The 22,435-nt window shown below is 44.0% G+C and carries 22 protein-coding genes, 3 pseudogenes and 1 other annotated feature; of the genes and pseudogenes, 10 read left to right on the plus strand and 15 right to left on the minus strand.

All coding sequences use genetic code 11. The features are described from left to right. Positions 1-195 precede the first annotated feature (195 nt). Positions 196-548 (minus strand): annotated as a pseudogene (locus GN277_RS19915) (transcriptional regulator). Positions 549-737: 189 nt separating this feature from the next. On the opposite strand from GN277_RS19915, the gene GN277_RS19920 reads away from it, so the two are divergent. The 8 genes and pseudogenes from GN277_RS19920 to GN277_RS30465 all read left to right on the plus strand — a co-directional run. After that, complete coding sequence (locus GN277_RS19920; RefSeq protein WP_159752925.1) at positions 738-1,385, plus strand: TetR/AcrR family transcriptional regulator; 648 nt, start codon at positions 738-740, stop codon at positions 1,383-1,385. Between the two features lie 108 nt (positions 1,386-1,493). Next, a complete protein-coding gene (locus GN277_RS19925; RefSeq protein WP_159752927.1) occupies positions 1,494-1,733 on the plus strand; it encodes a hypothetical protein in 240 nt (79 codons plus the stop codon). Between the two features lie 255 nt (positions 1,734-1,988). Further along, a complete protein-coding gene (locus GN277_RS19930; RefSeq protein WP_244324801.1) occupies positions 1,989-3,434 on the plus strand; it encodes an ABC transporter ATP-binding protein in 1,446 nt (481 codons plus the stop codon). A 517-nt stretch (positions 3,435-3,951) separates the two neighbouring features. Then, entirely contained in the window at positions 3,952-4,392 is a 441-nt protein-coding gene (locus GN277_RS19940) for an RNA polymerase sigma factor (protein ID WP_159752929.1), read from the plus strand. Then, a complete protein-coding gene (locus tag GN277_RS19945; RefSeq protein WP_002569189.1) occupies positions 4,373-4,633 on the plus strand; it encodes a helix-turn-helix domain-containing protein in 261 nt (86 codons plus the stop codon). Before GN277_RS19940 ends, GN277_RS19945 begins: the two co-directional genes overlap by 20 nt. A gap of 472 nt (positions 4,634-5,105) precedes the next feature. Beyond that, positions 5,106-5,273, plus strand: coding sequence for a transposon-encoded TnpW family protein (locus GN277_RS19950; protein ID WP_244324802.1), 168 nt, complete (start codon positions 5,106-5,108; stop codon positions 5,271-5,273). A gap of 100 nt (positions 5,274-5,373) precedes the next feature. Further along, positions 5,374-6,908: pseudogene (locus GN277_RS19955) on the plus strand (DUF4368 domain-containing protein). Between the two features lie 719 nt (positions 6,909-7,627). After that, a pseudogene (locus tag GN277_RS30465) lies at positions 7,628-7,879 on the plus strand (tyrosine-type recombinase/integrase); the annotation flags it as partial. 409 nt (positions 7,880-8,288) lie between these two features. Here the strand turns inward: GN277_RS30465 and GN277_RS19965 are convergent. The 6 genes from GN277_RS19965 to GN277_RS19990 all read right to left on the minus strand — a co-directional run bounded on the left by GN277_RS19965 (position 8,289) and on the right by GN277_RS19990 (position 13,288). Further along, a complete protein-coding gene (locus GN277_RS19965) occupies positions 8,289-8,696 on the minus strand; it encodes a type II toxin-antitoxin system TacA family antitoxin (RefSeq protein WP_159752931.1) in 408 nt (135 codons plus the stop codon). A gap of 220 nt (positions 8,697-8,916) precedes the next feature. After that, the gene (gene rpsI / locus GN277_RS19970) at positions 8,917-9,309 is read right to left on the minus strand and encodes a 30S ribosomal protein S9 (RefSeq protein WP_159752933.1); all 393 of its coding nucleotides are present in this window, start codon (positions 9,307-9,309) and stop codon (positions 8,917-8,919) included. Positions 9,310-9,335: 26 nt separating this feature from the next. After that, complete coding sequence (gene rplM, locus GN277_RS19975) at positions 9,336-9,764, minus strand: 50S ribosomal protein L13 (RefSeq protein ID WP_159752935.1); 429 nt, start codon at positions 9,762-9,764, stop codon at positions 9,336-9,338. Positions 9,765-9,972: 208 nt separating this feature from the next. Then, positions 9,973-10,833 (minus strand): M15 family metallopeptidase, encoded by an 861-nt coding sequence (locus tag GN277_RS19980; protein WP_244324804.1) that lies wholly within the window; start codon positions 10,831-10,833, stop codon positions 9,973-9,975. A 365-nt stretch (positions 10,834-11,198) separates the two neighbouring features. Beyond that, positions 11,199-12,422, minus strand: a complete 1,224-nt coding sequence (gene tyrS / locus GN277_RS19985) for a tyrosine--tRNA ligase (protein ID WP_159752937.1) — start codon at positions 12,420-12,422, stop codon at positions 11,199-11,201. Positions 12,423-12,649: 227 nt separating this feature from the next. Continuing rightward, positions 12,650-13,288, minus strand: a complete 639-nt coding sequence (locus tag GN277_RS19990; protein WP_159752939.1) for a DUF3267 domain-containing protein — start codon at positions 13,286-13,288, stop codon at positions 12,650-12,652. A 52-nt stretch (positions 13,289-13,340) separates the two neighbouring features. After that, positions 13,341-13,612 (minus strand) — a binding site (T-box leader). A 372-nt stretch (positions 13,613-13,984) separates the two neighbouring features. Between GN277_RS19990 and GN277_RS19995 the strand changes: the two genes are divergently transcribed. After that, on the plus strand, positions 13,985-14,344 hold the full coding sequence (locus GN277_RS19995; RefSeq protein ID WP_159752941.1) for a YccF domain-containing protein: 360 nt from the start codon (positions 13,985-13,987) through the stop codon (positions 14,342-14,344). 42 nt (positions 14,345-14,386) lie between these two features. After that, positions 14,387-14,596: a zinc ribbon domain-containing protein gene (locus tag GN277_RS20000; RefSeq protein WP_159752943.1), complete on the plus strand. Its 210-nt coding sequence runs from the start codon at positions 14,387-14,389 to the stop codon at positions 14,594-14,596. 58 nt (positions 14,597-14,654) lie between these two features. Here GN277_RS20000 and GN277_RS20005 read toward each other — a convergent pair whose 3' ends face one another. The 8 genes from GN277_RS20005 to GN277_RS20040 form a co-directional block, all read right to left on the minus strand. Beyond that, a complete protein-coding gene (locus tag GN277_RS20005) occupies positions 14,655-15,371 on the minus strand; it encodes a DUF5714 domain-containing protein (protein ID WP_159752945.1) in 717 nt (238 codons plus the stop codon). Between the two features lie 59 nt (positions 15,372-15,430). Beyond that, entirely contained in the window at positions 15,431-16,600 is a 1,170-nt protein-coding gene (gene nagA / locus GN277_RS20010) for an N-acetylglucosamine-6-phosphate deacetylase (RefSeq protein ID WP_159752947.1), read from the minus strand. 16 nt (positions 16,601-16,616) lie between these two features. Then, positions 16,617-17,459 carry a MurR/RpiR family transcriptional regulator gene (locus tag GN277_RS20015; protein WP_159752949.1) on the minus strand — a complete coding sequence of 281 codons (843 nt, stop codon included), beginning with the start codon at positions 17,457-17,459 and terminating at the stop codon, positions 16,617-16,619. A 36-nt stretch (positions 17,460-17,495) separates the two neighbouring features. After that, positions 17,496-18,386 carry an ROK family protein gene (locus GN277_RS20020; protein ID WP_159752951.1) on the minus strand — a complete coding sequence of 297 codons (891 nt, stop codon included), beginning with the start codon at positions 18,384-18,386 and terminating at the stop codon, positions 17,496-17,498. A 55-nt stretch (positions 18,387-18,441) separates the two neighbouring features. Further along, entirely contained in the window at positions 18,442-18,891 is a 450-nt protein-coding gene (locus GN277_RS20025; RefSeq protein ID WP_159752953.1) for a YhcH/YjgK/YiaL family protein, read from the minus strand. A gap of 91 nt (positions 18,892-18,982) precedes the next feature. Continuing rightward, positions 18,983-20,488, minus strand: a complete 1,506-nt coding sequence (locus GN277_RS20030; protein ID WP_159752955.1) for a sodium:solute symporter — start codon at positions 20,486-20,488, stop codon at positions 18,983-18,985. A gap of 23 nt (positions 20,489-20,511) precedes the next feature. Further along, on the minus strand, positions 20,512-21,432 hold the full coding sequence (locus tag GN277_RS20035) for a dihydrodipicolinate synthase family protein (RefSeq protein ID WP_159752957.1): 921 nt from the start codon (positions 21,430-21,432) through the stop codon (positions 20,512-20,514). A 31-nt stretch (positions 21,433-21,463) separates the two neighbouring features. Further along, positions 21,464-22,153: an N-acetylmannosamine-6-phosphate 2-epimerase gene (locus GN277_RS20040; RefSeq protein WP_159752959.1), complete on the minus strand. Its 690-nt coding sequence runs from the start codon at positions 22,151-22,153 to the stop codon at positions 21,464-21,466. Positions 22,154-22,435: the final 282 nt, after the last annotated feature.

Here is a 22,435-nt window from a genome sequence, read left to right on the forward strand (position 1 = left end):
CAGCGCGGGAGGGGGAAAATACGGAAGTGGGTACCCGCTTCCTATGCTTGCTACGAATGTTTTTATCCTTTAGGCTCTTATCCTCTACTACGGAGAAAAAGCGATTTTGCCAAACTTCCACAAAAGAAAAACGCTGCAATCTCAAAAAAGATTACAACGCTCTCTAAATCCTGTTCAGTTTTAAGCCGGACATTCCTATTCGCCCTCTTTTTCGACTTCGGAAATCTCTTTTGCTGTTGCGGTCACAATCCGTATGCCCGTATCGCTCATACCGTCAAGGAGCGCGTCAAGCTGCCGCCGCTTTGTATCCTTTGCGGCGGGCGTGTCTAACAGGAATTGGTCTACGGATATATGGTAACGCTGTATCAGCTCAAAAATATCTGTAAACTTGGGTGTTGCCCCTTGTTCTCAATGTTCGCAAGATAGCGCGGTGAGATAAACATTTCGTCGCCTACTTTCTTGCGGCTCTCCTTGCGCCCCTCACGCGCTGCCTTTATCGCTGCCCCAAAAGCCTTGAAGTCGTATTTTGGTACTGGTCTTTTTGCCATAATTATTCACCCTATTACATTCTACTGTTCACCTTTGCTTTTGGATATGCCTACACAGTTCTATTAGTTAGCCAAAATAAAACATATTATTCTGCTTTACAATTAAATACCGTCTGAATGTATCTTGACAAGCAGACGCAAAAAGAATATAATACATACCAAACGAATGAAATGGGAGGTGGTAGATACATGGCGCGTAATAAATATCCTGAAATAACCGTTGAAAAGATATTAGAAGTGTCACAGCGGTTATTCATGGAAAAAGGGTACGACAATACAACTATTCAAGATATTGTAAATGAACTTGGTGGATTGACTAAAGGAGCAATTTATCATCATTTCAAATCGAAAGAGGAAATTATTGACGCATTAGGGGGGAAACTCTTTTTTGACAACAATCCATTTGTTACCGTACAAAATCAGAAGAACCTAAATGGTTTAGAAAAAATGCGTGAAGTCATTAAGTTAAACCATGCAGATAATGATAGGACTGAACTTGGAAAACAGAGTATTCCTCTTTTGAAAAATCCCCGCTTGTTGGCTGAACTGGCTGATACAAACAGGAAATTGATTGCCCCTCTTTGGTTGCAACTTATTCAAGAGGGAATAGAGGACGGCTCTATCCAAACCGAGTATGCAAAAGAACTATCTGAACTTTTGCCATTACTTACAAATTTTTGGTTAATTCCCTCTGTCTATCCTGCAACCCCGGAAGAACTGCTTTCAAAGTTTGCATTTATTAAATATTTGTTAGATAGTATGAACTTGCCGATTATTGATGATGAAATTTTCGATATGGCACAGAATTACTTTGAACACTTAAACGTAGGCGAATAGATAAAATTGCCTTGCAAAAGGCAGTTTTATTTTCAAACTATACATTCATTCGTAAGGTATTATTTTTCGACAGATACATACCGTCTTAATGTATGAAAGGAGAATACTATGTCAAATTTAGACCAAAAAATCGAAAATGCTGCAAACAAAATTGAAGTTGTCGCAAATGAAGCATGGAAAAAGCGGTCATTCCGCATTGTATCTAAGTCTATATCTGCTGCGGCAGAAATGGGTCTGATGATAGGGGCTGCACATTTATCCGAAAAAGGCTATAAATCAGCCGCCACCTGTCTGTTTGGTTTAGGGGCAGTAGGACTTGCCTGCGATTTACTTTTTAACAGAAAATAGGAGGACACCGCTATATGATACGATACTTAAAACAATACAAATTTTTGCTTTTTCTTACCATATTATTTACTGCAATCAGTTCTCTATCTTATGTATTTATTGCTATCTTATTGCAACAAGTTATGGATATTGTAGATATGGGCGATATGGACGGCTTTATCAGAATACTACTCTTTTCTTTAGCCTACTTTGCACTTATGGGAGTATTCATGTACCTACAATCTTTGTTTAGCAAAAAAATTTGTCTGTAAAATTATGAAAGCTGTCCGTTCTAAAACCTTTATAGGAATTGAACGGCACACGATAGAGGACTACTCTAAAAATAATACTGCTGATTATTTATCCGCAATTACGAATGATGTAAAAATGATTGAAGATAACTATTTACTTCCCCTGTTGCAAGTTATCCAATATACGATTATTTTTATAGCTTCCCTTGCTGTAATGATTTATTTTGACATTATCGTTACAGTCTGCGTGATTATCGCAATCGCTATCATGCTTATTGTACCCAGTCTATTCGGAGGACTACTCTCCAAACGACAGGATAAATATTCTGATATGCTATCCGATTTTACAAACCATGTAAAAGACCTGTTATCCGGTTTTGAGGTTATCAAGTCTTATCGAATGAAAAAATATGTCCTCTCACGATTTGAAATAAGTAACGAGGACACTATAAAAGCAAAATATTCTGTTGACAAGGCGATTGCAGCAAATGAAGCGGTTTCTATGGTGCTTGCGCTTCTTGTTCAAGTGGTTGTTGTTTTTCTTTCTGCATACTTCATTATTATTGGTCGTATCAGTGCAGGAGCCTTGTTAGGCATGGTACAGGTAAGCAGTAACCTTGCAAATCCATTACTGATTATTTTTAGCAATATTCCAAAAATCAAGAGTATAAAACCAATTACACAGAAGTTAAATAACCTTTCAGATTACAAAGAACAGGACACAAATACGAAAAAACCACCCTCTTTCAAAAAAATGATTTATGTAGATGATTTGCATTTTTCCTATGATAAAGAAAACGAAGTCATAAACGGTATTTCACTATCCATTGATAAAGGAAAAAAATATGCTTTTGTCGGTAAAAGTGGGTGTGGAAAGTCTACGTTTATTAAGTTGATTGCCGGATATTACTCTAATTTCAAAGGTAATGTACTATATGACACAGATAGTCTTTCCGTTTTGGATATTGATAAAATAACTGCGCTATCGTCGGTCATTCATCAGAATGTTTATATGTTTGATGAGAGCATTTTTGATAATATTTGCCTACACGAAGATTTCAGTAAAGAAGAATTGCAATCCGTATTGTCTGATAGTGGTTTATCACAGTTTATTGAGCAAGTACCAAACGGACTTAAATATCACGTTGGAGAAAATGGAGATAACCTTTCCGGCGGACAGAAACAAAGAATTGCCGTAGCAAGAGCTTTAATTCGCAAGAAGCCACTGTTGATTTTAGACGAGGGTACGTCTGCTATTGATATGCAAACTGCGTATGATATTGAAAGTAGGCTATTGGCAATATCTGATTTAACGCTACTTACTATCACTCATAATATGAGCAGCGATATTCTTACACTCTATGACGAAATTGTATTTATGGCAGACGGAAAAATAATTGAACATGGCACATTTGAAGAACTTATTACTAAACACGCTGCATTTTATGACTTCTACCAACTAAAGAAGTAGGTATCTTTAGAGGAAAGTTTTTTTGAACTGTACACAATCCTTAAATAATATTATCTGCTCCCTTAACGGGGAAAGAAAAAAACCGTTAGAGGAGCAGATGTTTTTGTATGCCTTTTTACGCAATATCTAATCTATCGGCGGTTTTGAAATATCAAATCCGCCGTTTCTTTATCTTCTCAAGGAATGACGCGGTATCACTGTTGAAATCGGCGGCTAAAGGAGGTAGCCGCCATGAAGCAAAAAGCATATCGACAAAATCCGACAGTTATTGACTTATCAAAAAAAGCCCGCCCACCACCGGGGGAAACTACGCTTATATATATGAACTGTCTAATCATCTGAATACTGCTTACAATGCCTATGCGCCCGTCCGGGCTTTTCGGACGGGCGCATTTTGTACGTTCAAAAAATTTTTGAAGAAATTTCAAAAAATCTTCGGCGTTTTTGAAAAACGCCGTATTGCCCCGCGAAAAGGGGGAAGCACCACCAACTTTCCAACGAGAAAGGAGGTGAGAATGTGGAACCTAACAGCAGGGAGTTTTACAAACAGTGTGCTTTTCAGAAGTTTTGTAATACGGTATTGCACAATGAAGCGTGCGACACTCATAGAGAGCTTCGCAGACACAAGGCAAAGGAAGTGACCTTTTCCGACATGACCTTAGACGAAGCGCGACAGCTTCATACGTTTGATGAATATTTCAAACGGGAAACTGCCGAAACCGCCTTTGAGAAAGCCGGGAAGAAAATCACGCCAAAGCTGCTTCTTGAAGCAATCCGTACTTTGCCGGAAGAAAAGCGCAAAGCCATATTGCTGTATTACTTCGAGGGAATGAACGATACCGAGATTGCAGAACTGTTCAATACGTCGAGAAGCACGATACAGTACAGGCGGACAAGCTCTTTTGAGCTGCTAAGAAAATATCTGGAGGAAAATGCTGATGAATGGGACGAATGGTAACGAACCCGGCTACCCGGAAAACGCCCTTGTTCCCTATCCTGTCATTGTGGCAGCGACAAAGGGCGACCCGGACGCCATGAAGATTGTCTTGCAGCATTTCAGCGGCTACATAGCCCGCCTTTCCATGCGGAAGCTGTACGACGAGCGCGGGAACGTCTATTTCGGCGTAGACCACGACATTCGGGAACGGCTGCAAGCAAAACTGATGATGGCTGTCCTCACCTTTAAGGCAGAGGAATAACCGCAGCGGCGGGACGCTTTCTCTAACCCCCTTTTCCGTTCCGCTGCTGACGCGGCAGCACAGCCATTTTGAACCTTGAAAAAGAAAGCGGCGCAAGATAACGGCGGCGCAGCATAGGGCAAATCGGATACGTTCCTTTTGCGCCGAGCCATACGGCGGGTGCGCCATGACGCTATCCGGGTGAGGTTATCCCCGCCCGGACAGCCGAGCGACCAACACCGCGCCGGAAAGCAAGTGTAGCGGCTTGCGGGCGACGACACGCAGAATATACAATGATACTTCCTTACAGCCACAGTCCGAGCGTTAAGAGCGTCGCAGGCAATGGGTAGGGCTGCATGAGAACCATGCGGGGTGCAATTCCCATGAGGTTATGCTGATAACCGTCCGATTAAAGCCTTTGATTTATTGAATAGTGGACTTGCTGCTATTCATAGACTGTATTATATGTTTGCGAAAGAAAGGGGGATTTTCTTTGACGCAAAACCAAACGCCCGTTACCACAACGGAGCATAAAATAGGAAAAGTTACTTACCTTGTATGTTCGTCCGCAAGTGAACGCGCGACGGACACACTGGATAAAAAGATAAAAAAGCTCATTCGCAAAGACATGGAGCTGAACCCCACAAACGCCCGAAAATAGGGCGTTTCTTCACATTTTATACATGACACAGGCAGCGGTATGTGGTATAATATAGACAGTACAAATACCATGCTTGTCTGTCGTCGGAAAGGAGGACAAAATGTTACAGACAGACAAGATTACCGCTTTATATTGCAGATTGAGCCAGGAAGATATGCAAGCCGGGGAAAGCGAGAGCATACAGAACCAAAAGCTGATTTTACAAAAGTACGCTGACGAACACCACTTTTTCAATACGCGCTTTTTCGTAGACGACGGATTTTCCGGCGTGAGCTTTGAGCGTGAGGGGCTTCAAGCCATGCTGCATGAAGTTGAAGCCGGAAACGTGGCGACCGTCATAACAAAAGACCTTTCCCGTCTGGGACGTAATTATCTGAAAACCGGGAGCTGATAGAGATTGTCTTTCCCGAATACGAAGTGCGCTACATTGCCATTAACGACGGTGTAGACACAGCAAGGGAAGATAACGAGTTTACCCCTCTGCGGAACTGGTTCAACGATTTTTATGCTAAAGACACAAGCAAAAAGGTGCGGGCAATCAAACGGGCGCAAGGACAGGCGGGGGAACACCTGACAAAGCCGCCCTATGGCTACATAGTAAGCCCTACGGACAAAAAGCAATGGATTGTAGACGAGGAAGCCGCCGCTGTGGTGAAACGGATTTTTGATTTATGTATCGGTGGGAAAGGTCCCATGCAGATAGCAAAAATCCTCAAAGAAGATAAGGTACTGACTGCCAAAGCCCACTACGCAAAGAAAAAGGGAAAAGCTTTTTCCGAAAATCCCTATGATTGGAGGGATAGTACCATTGTTGGTATTTTGGAGCGTATGGACTACTGCGGACATACCGTAAATTTCAAAAGCTATTCCAAATCCCACAAATTGAAAAAGCGGATTCCAACCACAAAGGAGCAGCAGGCTATCTTTTTCAATACCCATGAAGCGATTGTAGAGGACGCCGTTTTTGAACGGGTGCAGGAACTAAGGGCAAACAAACGCCGCCCCACAAAGGCAGAGCGGCAAGGTTTATTTTCCGGCTTGGTATATTGTGCGGACTGTGGGAGTAAGCTACATTTCGCTACTTGTAAAAGTTTTAACGGTTCACAAGACCATTACCGCTGTGCAAAGTACAAGAGCAATACGGGAAGCTGTACGGCTCACTTTATCCGCGAGGAAGTGTTGAAGCAAATCGTATGGAGCAGGATATTTGACGTGACTGCCCTTTTCTTTGATGACATCATGGCTTTCCATGAAATGATGTATCATCAACGCTCCGCTGAAACAGAAAAGGAAATGAAGCGCAGGAAACGTGAGGTCGGACAGGCGAGGAAGCTGTCCGCAGAATATGAAGCGGAACAGCGGGAACTGGAAGAAAAGGTCAAGGCAGACCAGCAGGAAGTGGATACCTACGAACAGAACAAGAGCGATTTTGACAGCTTCGCCGCAATTATCCGCAAGTATGTGGGGATAAAGGAACTCACTCCCGCAATCGTCAATGAATTTATCAAGAAAATCATAGTCCATGCACCGGAAAAGGTGGACGGGAAACGAGTACAGAAAGTAGATATTGTTTTCAACTTTGTAGGGGAAATCAATTTCCTTTCTGCCACGCAACCGAAACGGCAAGGCGCATAGGAACTCGAAAAGACGGTACAGCCCCTGTAATTGGGGCTATACCGCCTAATCCGAAATTACTTCCCTCTAACCGTAAACATTTGATTTTCCGGGCTTTTTGAGCCGTTTTGATAAAATTTAACTCTTACATAGTTTCAAACCCTTATTTTCCGGCATTTTCAAGGCATTTGTTTATTACCTGTTTATTACCGGAAAAGTCTCATATGCTCCGCTATTGTTTTATTATACATCGGAATCATGATTTTTGTAATACTTTTTCCGGATTTTACAACTGTTCAAACTGAACGTGTTCAGACAGTCCAGAGAGATAGTGGTCGTCAATCGTCCTCACCATCTTCATTGTCAGTCAAGCCACCGACGACCACTCCGTTTTCATCCCATACGGTGAGAACCTCGTCTTTCGCTGCTGCCAGTACATTTTTTAATGTCTTTTATTCTTTGCACTCCTCTTTCTTGAACTCCGTTCCCTTGCCTAAATAGTATAACATGATTTCGTCCTCCTTACTTTTTCAGATATTTACATCCTCATGTTGATATATTCCGGATGCCGTATCTCGGAACTGCTCGACCTAAAGAAAGAACATGTCAACCTTGAGGAACGCTATTTCAATATCGTCTAGGCGAAAACCGCAGCCGGAATCCGTGTTGTTCCGATTGCTGACAAGGTTCTCCTATTTTTTGAATACTGATATGTACATAGCAAATGTGAATACCTCCTCTGCACCCCGGACGGCGGACATTTCATATACCGTAATTATTATGATTCGTACTGGTCTTCTTTGGTTGAGGTTCTAAACATCGACCACACGCCACACTTCACCCGGCACACCTGCATTTCAATGCTGACCGTCGCAGGTGTCGATGATAAGGTCATCAAAAAAATTGTCGGTCATAAAGGGCAGAGTGCGACGGAGGTTGTATATACCCACTTTGAAATTGAGGAACTAATCGACGCAATCAACAAGATATGACAACAGGCAGGTTCAAGCCTGCCTATTGTATGTTCTCACATTATCTCATATCGCCTCACACTATCCCACAAACGATTTTACCCTTGAACTCTCCGCCTTCTTATGGTATATTATAAATACAAAAAGACAACCGCCCACAAGGTGGGTTGACCAAATGAATAAAGATAGAAAAATCCACCCTTGCACTCGGTCAAAGTTTTGGGGTGGTTTTTCTATGTAGACCTACTTACAAAACGTAAAAACGAATGTAAGCAACGCCAAAAGGAACAGACCAAAGGTCATAATGTCCTTAAAATCAAAATGATTTTTCATAGGCATCACCCCATTCTATAAAAATGAGAGGTCAGCCCACCCTGCAACACGGTTGTCATGTCGTATTTTATCATATTTTCTTATGTTCTACAATCTTTTATTTTTTATGTGTCTTTCCAATTACCCGCCGAACCTCGGAAGTCTTTTCACAATGGATGCTCCTGCTGCCAGTCACATCATTTATGAATCCATCCTTGAGATATATGAAATATCCCTCCTCCTTTGAATAGGACATATCCTCAATCATATCATAATATTTTTTCGGAACTTGCCACTTTTCCAACATGCGACGCTGCTCCTCATTGAATCCCTGCTTTTTCTTCCCGAACTTACTTTCCCCGGATGCAAGGTCATTACATATCAGTGCATAGAGATATTCGTTGACCGACATCCCGATTGCGGATGCTGCTGCCCGTATTCTTTCTTTTTCCCCTATTGGTATTCTGAAATTTATCCGGTCGTAATGCTCTTTTGCGTGTTGGTTCTTATACTCTGTCCGGTTCACTGATACCGCCTCTTTTCCTGTTTTTTTGCATTATAACATTGTCGTGCGCACGACACAAGAAAAAGATTTTCTCATTTGTCACTTACCTGTTACTTACTTGTTACTTACCGTTGGAATTTTGTGTGATTTTGTGCTGTCTCATAAGAATTTCAGAATACAAGAAAACCCCGGAAACGCGCTGTTTCCGGGGAATGTCTCTCTTTTGCAATATTCGCTTGAATTATCGCTTGCTGAACTGCGGAGCGCGACGAGCCGCCTTGAGGCCGTATTTCTTACGCTCTTTCATACGTGGATCACGTGTCAAATATCCTGCCTTCTTAAGCACCGGCCTGTAATCTGCATCTGCCTGAAGAAGCGCTCTTGCGATACCATGACGGATTGCGCCTGCCTGTCCTGTATATCCGCCGCCCTTTACATTAACAATAACGTCAAACTTGCCGTCTGTCTCTGTTGCAACCAGCGGCTGACGAACAACAACCTTCAATGTCTCTAATCCGAGATAATCATCGATATCTCTTTTATTTATCGTAACCTTACCTGTTCCTGGTACTAAATACACTCTTGCGATTGATTTTTTTCTTCTTCCTGTTCCGTAGAATCTTGCATTAGCCACTTTAATATCCTCCTCTCAACCTTCTCTTACAGTTTCAGTTCAACCGGCTTCTGAGCCTGCTGATTATGCTCTGGTCCGGCATATACATGAAGCTTCTTGATCATGGATCTTCCCAAAGGTCCTTTTGGAAGCATACCCTTAACAGCAAGTTCAATCACTTTCTCAGGCTTCTTGTCCATCATCTCTGCCAATGTAGTCTCCTTCATGCCTCCTACATAGTCAGAGTGATGGTAATAGATCTTCTGCTCCATCTTCTTGCCTGTTACCTTAATCTTTTCAGCATTGACAATTACTACATAATCGCCGGTATCAATATGCGGAGTAAATTCCGGCTTATTCTTACCTCTTAAAATCTTAGCCACTTCTGATGTGAGACGACCCAACGTACATCCCGCAGCATCAACTACATACCATTTTCTTTCAATCTTATCTGGATTCGCCATATAAGTTTTCATCGGTCTACCTCCTGTGAAACATTAACATATTCATGATAATTATACGAAGACAATCTGCCCAAGGCAATTCTTACGCATATTATGGTATCGAAATCAATAAGGCTCCGGGGCTTTGGTTCCTCACTGTTTCTCTTTTTGTCATACTGTTAAATTATATTATACGGTGCCGCGTGTGTCAACCATTTTCTTCTATTTTATCAGCAGAATTTTACCCCAAATTCTTCTCAAAATGCTGATAATCGATAGGGTCTGTCCAATCCCCGCCCCATGTAAAGCCATACCTGGTAAAAATCTGATAGCAGACATCCTCATGCCCAATCATATGCGGCTCTCCGTTTGCCCTGTCGATAAACCGTTCCATCTCCGGATAGATTTCTCTGAAGCTTCCATCTGCATTGTACGCCACATAAGGATTCTGGAGAGGATTAATGTCGATTGCATATCCCAGGGCATGGTTCGACAGTTGGTCCGTTCCTGCAATAGTCCTGTAGTTAAATGCCGACGTATTGTTATTTTCAATAGAACTCCGATCCGATGAGCTGCCGTCCCCTGTCCAGAAACGCTCGATTAGGTACATAGATTGTATCTCATACTCCTGCTCAAACAGTTCACGGAAAATATTCCTTACATCCTCCGCTATGTTTGCATTCACAATCAGCTCGCCCACCTGTACCTCATGGTTAAAATTATAGTGAAGCACCTTGATATAGCGTAGCTGCTCTCGACTGATGTTCGGATTCTCCACATAAGACATACCATTAATAAATTGGAAAATATCTTCGCTAATCTCATTTGCAACAAAATACTGATCAAGCTGTCCCATGTCTACCAAAGCTCTGTCAACAATAGCCCCTGCTTCCATATTCGGAATTAACGGCATGTCAACAGGAACATCCGAAGCCGGCTCACCGTCGGCTGTCTGCTCTGACTTCGCTTTACTCTTGGCATCGTCGGAATCTTTCTTGTCACTGTCCTTCATTTTAAAATAAATCACGGCTGCAAGCACAATAATCAACACTACAAGCACCGCCGCCATGATCCGTGTGATGGTACGTAATTTTCTCTCCACCCTTCCCCGCCTCCTTATTACCTTACTTATAAGGTAATATACTACGATTTTCATCTTTCTGCCATATATTTCTAAAAAATTTCTATATTCATTGTGCATATTGGTTACTGGTTTACACCTTGTCGCGCACTTGCTGCATGACATCTTTCCATAATAGTGATGGGGCGGGAATCCGTCCCCTTGCCCTCAGACAACGTTCAATGGGTTGGATGCCGTTACTGTGAGCACACTGTCAGAGTGAGATCAGCAACGCATATTGCGTAACAGTCTCAAAAATAATCAGGCATAGTACGCCGAGCATATTAGACTTTCCTCTGCACAAATCAGGGGCACGGCAAAATAAATTCAGCCACGCCCCTAAATCACTATTTTATAACTACTTTCCTAAAGTTCTTCTTACCCTTTTTCAGCACGACTCCCTCTCCCGACAAGTCCTCTGCCGAAAATTCCGTATGAATATCGCTGATTTTTTCTCCATCAACTGATACACCTCCCTGGGTTACTGCACGGCGGGCGTCTGACTTACTGGAAACCAGACCTGATACTGTCAGCATTGTCAGAATGTCGATTTTACCATCCGTAAGCTCGCCTTCGGTAAGCTCTGCGCAAGGCATATCTGCCGCAGCACCTTGGCTAAACAGTGCCTTCGCCGCAGCCTGCGCCTTCTGCGCTTCCTCCTCACCATGGACCATCCTGGTCAGTTCAAACGCAAGGATTTCTTTGGCCTGGTTCAACTGAGCCCCTTCCCAGGAAGCCATCTTGTCAATCTCCTCAAGGGGAAGGAAGGTCAGCATACGGATACATTTTAAGACATCGGCGTCAGCCACATTTCGCCAGTACTGATAGAACTCAAATGGGGAAGTTTTGTCCGCGTCAAGCCATACCGCACCCTTCTGCGTCTTGCCCATCTTGTTTCCCTCGGAATTCAGAAGCAGAGTAATGGTCATAGCGCATGCATTTTTTCCCAGTTTACGGCGAATCAGTTCAGTTCCCCCTAACATATTACTCCACTGGTCATCGCCGCCAAACTGAAGGTTACAGCCGTATTTTTGGAACAGTGCGTAGAAATCGTAGCTCTGCATAATCATGTAGTTAAATTCTAGGAAGCTTAATCCCTTCTCCATCCTTTGCTTGTAACATTCCGCGGCCAGCATACGGTTCACACTAAAATGGGCGCCAACCTCCCGCAGCACCTCGATGTAGTTCAAATCATTCAGCCAGTCTGCGTTGTTGACCATTATCGCCTTTCCTTCTGAAAAATCGATGAAACGGCTCATTTGCTTCTTAAAACATTCACAGTTGTGCTGGATTGTCTCCTCTGTCATCATCTGGCGCATGTCCGTTCTTCCGGATGGGTCGCCTACCATCGCCGTACCTCCTCCAATGAGGGCAATAGGCTTATTTCCCGCCTCCTGAAGACGCTTCATCAGACACAATGTCATAAAATGTCCTACATGAAGGCTGTCCGCCGTAGGGTCAAAGCCGATGTAAAATACTGCCTTTCCGTTGTTAATCAGCTCTCTGATTTCATCTTCGTCTGTGACCTGTGCAATCAATCCTCTTGCCTTTAGTTCTTCATAAATTCCCATACTAATATCTTCCTTTCTTTTTATACCTTGCTGGACGTAGTCCACCCACCCGAAGGGTATGCTTTACGGTGTGCCCTTGGGTATACCTTGCTGGACGTAGTCCACCCACCCGAAGGGTATGCTTTACGGTATGCCCTTGGGTATACATAATGAAACGATATCTACCTGCCCCGTCAGGGGCGTCCTTTAGCATACGCAAAAGGCAGCCTCTCTTTCTTCTGTCATACTTACTTTAAAAATGCCACAAAACCACACTTCTCAGGATGGTCCAAAATATAACAGTCCTTCCTGCCCAGATATTTTGCCAGCATATTCATAATCATTGTATCGCCGCCGGCGCTTGAGACATTACTTACGCTAAGTACCAAAAGCATCGGGCTTCCTGATATAATTGCTGCAATAAAGAAACCGATTCCCAAAACTAAAAACGGTGCAGCGCAGCCAATCAGATAATGCACTGGCTTAAGCGGCTCCTTACAGTGACAGTAGGGGTTCATATATTCCTGCATGATTCCCAGATGTATGCTTTTAAAGCCCTGTTTTCCCCAGACCATCCAGCCTATGCCATGCAGAAGTTCATGAATGAATATACACAGCATAAACAAGACTACATAGCAGGTAATATCCCACATTGAAAAGTCTGCTGAAAAAATATTTCCTAACTTTATCCACACAATGAGTTCCACGAGAACAAACGGACCTGCCGTCACAAATGCCATGACATTCGCCTGCTTAATAGAGATTGTCTCCTGCGTTTCTTTATAACCTGCCTGCAGATAACGCTGCTTCTGCAACTCATAATTCTCCAGAATCTCTTTCGATACAGCGGATTTATCGCCTTTTTCTTTTCTCAGATCTTCCGGCATATACATCCCCTCCTTTTATTCAGATATAAAAAAACCGCCCCTATCATTTTCAGATAAGGACGGATATTATATCTCCGTGGTACCACCTTGCTTCACCGACAACTCTCATTGCCAGCCTCATTCGGTTGCGTATTCACAACCTCTGCACAGTAACGTGTGCCTTCCGTCACAGCCTACTCGCTTACACTCTTGTAACAAAACGTAATCTTTCGGTGTGCAGCTCAAAGATGTATTCATAATCCATTCCTTCATGCGCCTCTCATCAACCGGCGGCTTTCTGTATGGGTGTATGGGATTACTACTTCTTCTTTTCAAAGCCTTTCCTCTATACTTGCCAACGTCAGACTAATCTTTATCTGTTGCTTACATAAAAGCCTAACGTATTTTAAGGATTTTGTCAAGATAAATTTATATTGACATTTCTCTCTCTTTGTAGTATATTAGTTTTAGCAGATAAAGGGGAGTAGCCGAACACCATTTAACAGGTGTATTTGAAAGCGTCACCCGATACCGAGAGGTATCCGTATCAAATGAGAAGTGCAAGACTTTTATCGTGGCAGATGTCATGGTAAGAGTCTTTTTTTATTATTTCATGACTGCATCGGCTAATTATTGCCGACATATAAATATGACATCAGCCCCAAACGTTATACTCACATAAGTCTGTGGCACACAAAAGAAAGGAGGAATGATATTATGGGATGTCTTGGCAATCTACTATGGTTTATTTTCGGAGGCTTTCTAAGCGGCCTTAGCTGGGCGTTTGCAGGCTGCCTCTGGAGTATCACCATTATTGGTATCCCCATAGGAGTACAGTGCTTTAAACTTGCCGGCCTGTGTTTCTTTCCCTTTGGAAAGGAAGTCACTTACGGCGGCGGGGCAGGGTCCTTCCTGCTGAATCTGGTATGGCTTTTGGTCTCTGGCTTCTGGCTCGCCCTGGAATCAGCGGTAATCGGAGTCCTGCTCTGTATTACAATTATCGGTATCCCCTTTGGTCTGCAGCAGTTTAAACTTGCCAAGCTGGCATTAATGCCTTTTGGAACGACAGTTTATTAAGAAATCTTATCAATTTTCAAAAACAGGAAAAGGAGAAAAACTATGGAAAGACAGCAATATGTATGCCCCAAATGTGGAAATATGCACTACGAAAGCGATCAGTTTCAGGCAACCGGCGGAAATTTTGCCAAGGTTTTCGATATTCAGAATAAGAAGTTCGCTACTGTTACCTGCACCCGCTGCGGTTTTACAGAATTGTACAAACGAATGAATTCTGACGGATGGGATATCATTGATTTTCTGATTGGATAAAAAAGAATGAAAGACAGAGCTGGCAGGACAAAATTACAACCTGCCGGCTCTGTCTTTTTCATTTGTAATATGGACAATGCTTCTTCAAACACTGGTGGTTCTCACTGGAAAAATCGCACTCAAGCTTCTCATCAAGCTCCATCTCCACCCCAAGTTTTTCCTTCACAAATATCACTGCCTCCTTAGCCGCCGTAAAGGAATCCCGCTTACAGCATCTGGGGCCTCCCAATTCTGCAACTGCACCTAAGGCACGGGAGGTCATCTGATTAGAAAGCCGCCAAGAATTACCCGTAAGCGGCGTTGCCTTGGTAATAATACTCATAAATATACCGGCGCTGACCGCTGCGCCGCAGCATCCCCACAGCCCGCATGCGCCTCCCGGATATTCGCTTCCCCGCGCCCGCATCTCCTCTAAGGCCTCCTCAAATGCCTCCTGACCGCCACAGTTATCATATCCCTTGCAGTTCTTATACGCCGTAAGCAACGCTGCCCCCACCATAACATGATGCTCAGGACCGTGCATATATATGTAAGGATTTTCCATTAATTCCCGCATGATGGCAAGCGGATTCTTCTCTCCGCTTGCCCTGCATCCCTCCATAATAACCTCTATCCCACGTCTGGCGTGACAGTCATCACAGATATAATGGCCGTCCTCACAGCTTGCATGACTCTCAAACTCTCCATGGCACATGACACATTCCATCTTCTGGGCCTTCTCATAATACACAATCGGTTTCCCGCATACCAGACATGCCCCTTCATCTCTTGCCATCTATTTAACCTCCATACACGAAAATTCTCTGGTATATCGAATATTAAGGGTTCAATATACTACCGGATTCTCATCCCGTCCTTCACAACCGCTTTCAAATTCAACTCCTTATCAAGCAGCACAACATTCCCTTTCTTTCCTGGCGTAAGGGAGCCGTACGCATCATAGATTCCCAGACATTTTGCAGGATTCATAGTCGCGCAGGCAACTGCCGTCTCAAGGGAAATTCCCATCTTCTGAACCACAGTCTTCATACATTCCATTAGGTTAGTGGCTGAACCTGCCAGCGCGCCGTTTGATACAAGCGTTGCCCGACCGTCCGCCACATTAACATCCAAGCCGCCTAAAGTGTACTGTCCCTCCGGCATCCCTGTGGCCCGCATACTGTCGCTAATCAGGACAATCCGGTGGGCGCCAAGCATCTTAAAGGTCGCCCTCACCACGGAAGGATGAATGTGGATTCCGTCACAAATCATCTCTGCATTAACATGGGTGCTGTCGGACACAGCTCCCACGACTCCCGGCTTTCTGTGGGTAAATGCAGGCATAGCATTATACAAATGAACCGCATGATCCGCCCCTGCGTCAAAAGCCGCCATTGCCGTATCGTAATCCGCATTGGTGTGGGCCAGAGAAATGTGTACCTGATCCTTCATCTTCCGGATAAACTCGGATGCATCCTCGTTGCGCTCCGGCGCAATTCCTACGAATTTCACAAGCCCTTCAGAAGCATCCAGAAAACGCTGGCAGATATCCGAATCACAGGTAATAATGTTCCTCTCATCCTGCGCTCCCTTCTTCTCCTCACTGATAAAGGGCCCCTCCATATTCACCCCTACCAGGTCTGCCGCCACGTCTGTGCCTATTGCTTTTTTCTTGGCCTCTTTCCTGTAATTGGCCGCAACTGCAAGAATCTCCTCCAGTTCATTGACCGGAAGAGTCATGGTTGCAGGAGAAATGGCAGTCACGCCAATAGATGCCTCATATTCTGCAATCTTCCTGATGGCTTCTTGCGTACCGTCGCAGAAATCATATCCTTTACATCCATGGAAATGAATATCAATCAGACCAGGAAGCGCATAACAGCCCTCCCCGTCAAGTATCGTATCATCCCCAGTGACCAAATCCGCCGATGGGCCTACAGACTCAATCCGCCCGTCTTGAATGGCAATCTCACCATCCACGAATCTCTTATCCTCTGTATAAACCTTTACATTTCTGATAATCATTGATTTACCTCCTAAATTACTCTAATACCTGCCGGCGTCTTTTGCTGCCTTCCTCCAATGCCCGCAGCGTATTGTCATGCAGGATTTCCTTTGCAAATTTATCCTGTTCCACATAGTAAGAATAGATGATATCAAGCATCACCAGAATCGGAAACTGAGGAGAAATCACATTTCCATGGTTCAAGTGGCGAAGGGAGGGCAAAAGGACGATCTCATCACAGAATTCCTCAAAAACTCCTTTATTCTTTGCCGTCAGGAGTACCGTCTTTGCGCCTCTTTTGTGAGCCTCATTGAGCAGATACAGTACATCCTCCTTCTCGCCGCTGATACTGATTCCAAACACCAGGCTTTCCCTATCCTGGAATACAGCCTGCATACGCATCAGGTCCGCATCCTTTATTGAATCAATATCAACGCCGATTCTCATAAACCTAAACTCCATCTCCTCTGCCGTAAGGCCAGAGCTTCCGATTCCGCACACAAAAACCCGATTCGACTGATTCAGATATCTGCCAATTCGGGCAATCTGCGTCTCATCCACCAGATTGTAGGTCTTGTTAAGCAACTCCTGGTATGCGTTCAGAACCATTCTCGTATTGCCAGTCATGGATTCCTGCTTCTCCACAAAGGTTTCTTCATACTGGTACATGAATTCACGATATCCCCGATAACCGCACTTCTTGGCAAAACGGGAGAGAGACGCCTCCGAAACATACAAAAGCTCAGAGATCGCTTTTGCGGAAAAATCCAATCGTTTGCGGTTCCGTATGAAAAAATCCGCAATCGTCCTCTCCACCAGCGTAAAATTATCATAATTCGATTCAATCATCGGCACTACAGATTTTACATAGTACTCCATCGTATTTCATCCTTTTTCTGTTTCCGATTAAGAAAATTATTGAAGCGACTGACGCTGCATGAAATGATAGAACGCCCCCAACATCCCTGCATTGTTCCTATGCTTCGCAAATGCAATCCTTGTGCGGGATGCGATGCTGGGAATCAGGTACTTCTCCACTGCCTTCTCTACTCTGCCCTTCAGGTATTCCTCCTGTGACATAATTCCCCCGCCAAGCACCACAACCTCAGGATTTAGCACATAGCAGATATTGGCAATTCCCTGCCCCAGTACGTCAGTCATCTCGTCGATTGCCCGTATACAGAGGATATCCCCTTTTAAAGCGTCGTTAAAGATACGGTATCCATTCCACTTTTCCGTTGGCTCATTCTTCCACTCTGCCACCTTTCTTGAAAGGATGCTTGCCGCCCCTAGTGTCTGAAAATCGCTGCCTGCCATATGCATATAGCCTACCTCGCAGGCGCTGTTGCTGAAACCGCGAAACACCTTGCCGTCTATAATCGCGCAGCCTCCAATGCCTGTCCCCACAGTCAGCATGAGAGAGGAGGTGCTCCCCTTCGACGCACCGGATACAGCTTCAGCAAGCCCTGCGCAGTTGACGTCATTCTCCACCTCACAGGGAATATGAAACCGGTTCTCCATAGTCTCCTTAAACTTGATTCCGGCATACCTGGGGATTAGAGGAGCCGCATGAAAAATCTCCCCCTTATTTGTATCCACCATTCCTGCCGTAGAGATACAGATGCCGTCCACAGCCTCGGTCTCGCAATACCGCTCCACGATCCCCACTGCTTTCGCCAGAATGGACATGCCGCCCTTATAGCTCTCTGTGCGCATTTCTTTTCGACATACCAGCTCCCCGTTTCCGTCCAAAACCCCGTATTTGATCGCCGTCCCGCCTATATCTATGCTTACATATCTTTTCATATCTGTACCTTTCTATTATAATATATTCCTGCCATTTCCGCAATCCGTACAAAAATTATATCTGCAGCTTGAAAATGGCCTTTTTAATCTTCTCTGAACCGTCCACTGCCACCGCCGTACGGTGAGCGTCACTGGGATAACAGATTAGAAAATCCCCTTTCCCCAGTACCACAGAACCATTTTTTCCTCCCTCCATCGGCAGAAAATCCTCCTCCGGCACGTAATCCTTTACATCCATATTCTGAATGAAATTCAAATCAATCTGCTCTGCGCCGTCCAGCATCAAATGAATATCCAGGTAATCCTTGTGAGCCTCCCAGAAACGTTTCTCTGCCTCAACAGTCTCATACTCCACTATGTTGACAAACAGACGTTTTCCGTCTATCTCATGGCTGCCCTTTTCATATTTACTTAAATCATTCTCCTTGGCATAACGGAAGCACTCAAATACTCCGTCCTCCAGAAAAAAATATTCCTTAAGGTTCTGAATATTGCCGAATATCATACTCTTTTACTCCTTCTTGCATTAATATATTTCCTGGGTTAAATTCCTTCTTCACGGCAGGACATGTATTCCCTTATGTCCTGCCTGTGACCTAATTTTTATAGATCGTCGTATAAGGAGCCGGTACGGAAGCGTCCCCCTTTGCTTTCCTGTAAATAATACTTGCCGGTATCCCCACTGCCAATGATACTGCAATAGAAATCAGTGAGTAAGACCAAATGGACACCGCCTGCGCCGGAACAAAATACTTAATCCCCACCATAACCAGAGACGCCGCGATAAATGCCAACGTTGCCCCAAACGTATTAGCCACCTTTGTAAACGCCCCCAAAATAAAGGTTCCGATTAAGATTCCAAGCACCAGTCCCATAAATCCGTTAAACCACTCGTATGCAGATTTAACGCCGCCATTTGCAAGCACCATGGCTACCGCGATAGAAAAAATTCCCACAATCAGGGACACATACTGACCAATCTTCGTCTGTGTCTCAAAGCTTAACTCCTTCTTCGTCAAACGGGCCTGAATATCAAGCGTCCAGCTTGCAGCAACAGAGTTAAGACCTGTTGAGAGCGTAGACTGAGACGCCGCATAAATCGCCGCCAAAAGCAGTCCTGTGATACCTACAGGCAACTCAAAGGCAATGTAGGATGCGAAAATCTGGTCCTGAGCCGCTGCCGGCGGAAGTGCGTTCTGCTGGTAGAATACATACAGCCCTGTTCCAATCAGGTAAAACACGGTTGCAATAAAAATGGACAGCGCTCCGTTTGTCAGCATCATCTTATTTAATTTCTTTGTATCCGTCGTCGTCGTAAAACGCTGCACAATATCCTGACTTGACACATAAGAGCCCATCGTATTAAAACCAGCGCCCACAATTAAAATAAACACGCTGTCTTTGAAAATGTTAATGTTAAAAATCGGCTGATCTGTGGCAAGGAATTTATGCTCCGTCGTAAATGCAGAGAATACCGCTCCGATTCCTCCGTCAATATGTGCCAGAAGGAATACCAGTGAGAAGGTGACGCCAATCAGCAGCACAGAGCCTTGAATAAAGTCAGTCCAGAGTACAGATTTTAATCCCCCTGTGTACGAGTAGATAATCGCAATCACTCCCATGATAATAATCAATATGTTTACGCTGATTCCTGTCAAGCTTCCTAATACCATACAGGGAAGATACATGATGATAGACATGCGCCCTACCTGGTACACAATGAACATCACAGCGCCCAGAACTCGAAGCCCTTTACTCCCGAATCTAAGCTCAAGATAATGATATGCTGTATCAATATCAAGCTTGCTGTAGATTGGCAGGAAAAATTTAATGGTCAGCGGAATGGCAAGCAGCATACCGAGCTGTGCAAACCACATAATCCAGGTTCCCGCATAGGAATTTCCCGCAAGAGATAAAAAGGAAATTGGGCTAAGCAGGGTGGCAAATATGGATACGGAGGTCACCCACCAAGGCACAGTTCCGTCGCCTTTAAAATATTCCTTCCCTTTCATATCCTTCTTTGCAAAATGAAGTCCGGCAAATAATACTGCTGCCAGATATACGATTAATATAACCAGATCTATTACTGTAAATCCTTGCATTTTTTATCCTCCATCCAACTTTTTCAGACTTGATACTTCTCCTTTGTATCACGAATCATCTGTGCAGCTTCTTTCACAATTTCCATGTCACTCTTAACCAGCGACGGCAGCGGTTCTCTTACTCCTCCGAGCTCAAGACCTTCATTCATCTTTAAGACTTCTTTGATGACCCCGTACATATTTCCATGTGCTGAACACATTTTATAGATAATCTCATTAACATCATATTGGAGTTTTCTTGCCTCTGTCATCTTGTTTGACTTCACATATTCCTCAAGCTTAAGGAACAGCTTGGGCATTGCTCCATAGGTTCCGCCGATACCTCCCTCTGCCCCAATCGCAAGACCGCTGATAAACTGCTCGTCCGGTCCGTTAAATATAATGTAATCATCGCCTGCCGCCTGTTTAAACATCTGAATATCCTGCACTGGCATGGAGGAATTCTTTACGCCGATGACTTTTGGATTCTTGCGCATTTCCTCGAACAAGCCCATGGTCAGGGCTACGCCCGCAAGCTGAGGAATGTTGTAGATTACAAAATCTGTATCCGGCGCAGCTAAACTTATGTCGTTCCAGTATTTCGCAATCCCATACTCCGGCAGCCGGAAATAGATTGGCGGAATAGCAGCGATCGCATCCACTCCCAGGCTTTGGGCATGTCTGGCAAGCTCCATACTGTCCTTAGTATTGTTACATGCCACATGTGCAATGATTGTCAGCTTTCCTTCTGCCGCTTCCATGACATTTTGAAGAACAAGCTTCCGGTCCTCCACGCTCTGATAGATACATTCTCCGGAGGAACCGTTTACATAAAGTCCCTTCACTCCTTGTTCTACAAAATATTTGGTCAAAGCCTGCACTCCCTTGGGACTAATATTGCCCTCCTTGTCATAACATGCATAAAATGCGGGGATTACTCCTTTATACTTAGTTAAATCTCTCATTGCTTCTTCTCCTTTTCTTTCTTTTTGAGCCTTATTTTGCCATACCTTCTACAAATGCTTTTGTGATTAGCTGCGGTCTTGTAATGATGGAGCCTACTACCACACAGAATGCCCCAAGCTCAATAACCCGTTTTGCTTTTGCCGGCGTATCAATATTGCCTTCTGCGATCACCCGATGTTTTACCTGCGCCAGTATCTTTCTGATAATCTCAAAATCATTTGCCTCAATACGATCCCCTCTGCTCTGTTCGGTATACCCGACCATTGTTGTCCCGATAAAGTCAAATCCAAGCTCGTCCGCATGAACCGCCTCCTCAATGGTGGAACAATCTGCCATCAAAAGCTGGTTCGGATACCGTTCCTTCACCTGCCCGAAAAATTCGTCAAGTGTGAGCTTTCCAGGTCTCAAGCCTTTGGTGGCATCCATGGCGATAATCTCAGGCTCTACTTCCATTAACTCGTGAATTTCCTTCATCGTGGGGGTGATGTATATGCCGCTGTCCTCGTAATCACGCTTAACAATCCCGATGATAGGGAGGGTCGTCTGTGATTGTATTTCACGAATATCCTCCTTGGTGTTTGCCCGTATTCCTGCTGCCCCGCCCTGCTTCGCCGCCAGCGCCATCCTTCCCATGATAAAAGATGAGTGAAGAGGCTCTTCTGGCAATGCCTGGCATGATACCACCAGCTTTCCTTTTAGTTGTTCTATACATTCCTCCATACTTTTCTCCTTTCCTGTGTGTTTCCTTGTTTCTGCCACTCAGTATACCCACAGTTGATTTTATTTTCAATAGTTTCGGAATGTTTTGAAACTTCTTTCAAAATTTTCAAAACAGACCATTTCTTTAGGTTGATTTTATAGGATTTTTTGGTAATATTGCACAATTATAAGTTACTTCTTTCCATCTATGAAAGTACCCTCAACGTACTTACTTGAAATACATTGAGGGTACCTTAGTTATTTGTAATTTGCAAAAAAATATACGTAAGAGGGACTGTCAGG

Origin of the sequence: Sporofaciens musculi (genome assembly GCF_009830285.1) — a bacterium.
GTDB lineage: Bacteria > Bacillota > Clostridia > Lachnospirales > Lachnospiraceae > Sporofaciens > Sporofaciens musculi.

Coding starts and splice junctions, on each gene's coding strand:
- GN277_RS20040 (WP_159752959.1), bottom strand. CDS start 22,153: ATGGAGGAATGTATAGAACAACTAAAAGGAAAGCTGGTGGTATCATGC.
- GN277_RS19930 (WP_244324801.1), top strand. CDS start 1,989: ATGAAAGCTGTCCGTTCTAAAACCTTTATAGGAATTGAACGGCACACG.
- GN277_RS19945 (WP_002569189.1), top strand. CDS start 4,373: ATGAATGGGACGAATGGTAACGAACCCGGCTACCCGGAAAACGCCCTT.
- GN277_RS19990 (WP_159752939.1), bottom strand. CDS start 13,288: ATGCCGGAAGATCTGAGAAAAGAAAAAGGCGATAAATCCGCTGTATCG.
- GN277_RS19995 (WP_159752941.1), top strand. CDS start 13,985: ATGGGATGTCTTGGCAATCTACTATGGTTTATTTTCGGAGGCTTTCTA.
- GN277_RS20015 (WP_159752949.1), bottom strand. CDS start 17,459: ATGGAGTACTATGTAAAATCTGTAGTGCCGATGATTGAATCGAATTAT.
- GN277_RS19920 (WP_159752925.1), top strand. CDS start 738: ATGGCGCGTAATAAATATCCTGAAATAACCGTTGAAAAGATATTAGAA.
- nagA (WP_159752947.1), bottom strand. CDS start 16,600: ATGATTATCAGAAATGTAAAGGTTTATACAGAGGATAAGAGATTCGTG.
- GN277_RS20000 (WP_159752943.1), top strand. CDS start 14,387: ATGGAAAGACAGCAATATGTATGCCCCAAATGTGGAAATATGCACTAC.
- GN277_RS20035 (WP_159752957.1), bottom strand. CDS start 21,432: ATGAGAGATTTAACTAAGTATAAAGGAGTAATCCCCGCATTTTATGCA.
- GN277_RS20005 (WP_159752945.1), bottom strand. CDS start 15,371: ATGGCAAGAGATGAAGGGGCATGTCTGGTATGCGGGAAACCGATTGTG.
- rplM (WP_159752935.1), bottom strand. CDS start 9,764: ATGAAAACTTATATGGCGAATCCAGATAAGATTGAAAGAAAATGGTAT.
- GN277_RS20025 (WP_159752953.1), bottom strand. CDS start 18,891: ATGATATTCGGCAATATTCAGAACCTTAAGGAATATTTTTTTCTGGAG.
- GN277_RS20020 (WP_159752951.1), bottom strand. CDS start 18,386: ATGAAAAGATATGTAAGCATAGATATAGGCGGGACGGCGATCAAATAC.
- GN277_RS19925 (WP_159752927.1), top strand. CDS start 1,494: ATGTCAAATTTAGACCAAAAAATCGAAAATGCTGCAAACAAAATTGAA.
- GN277_RS20030 (WP_159752955.1), bottom strand. CDS start 20,488: ATGCAAGGATTTACAGTAATAGATCTGGTTATATTAATCGTATATCTG.
- tyrS (WP_159752937.1), bottom strand. CDS start 12,422: ATGGGAATTTATGAAGAACTAAAGGCAAGAGGATTGATTGCACAGGTC.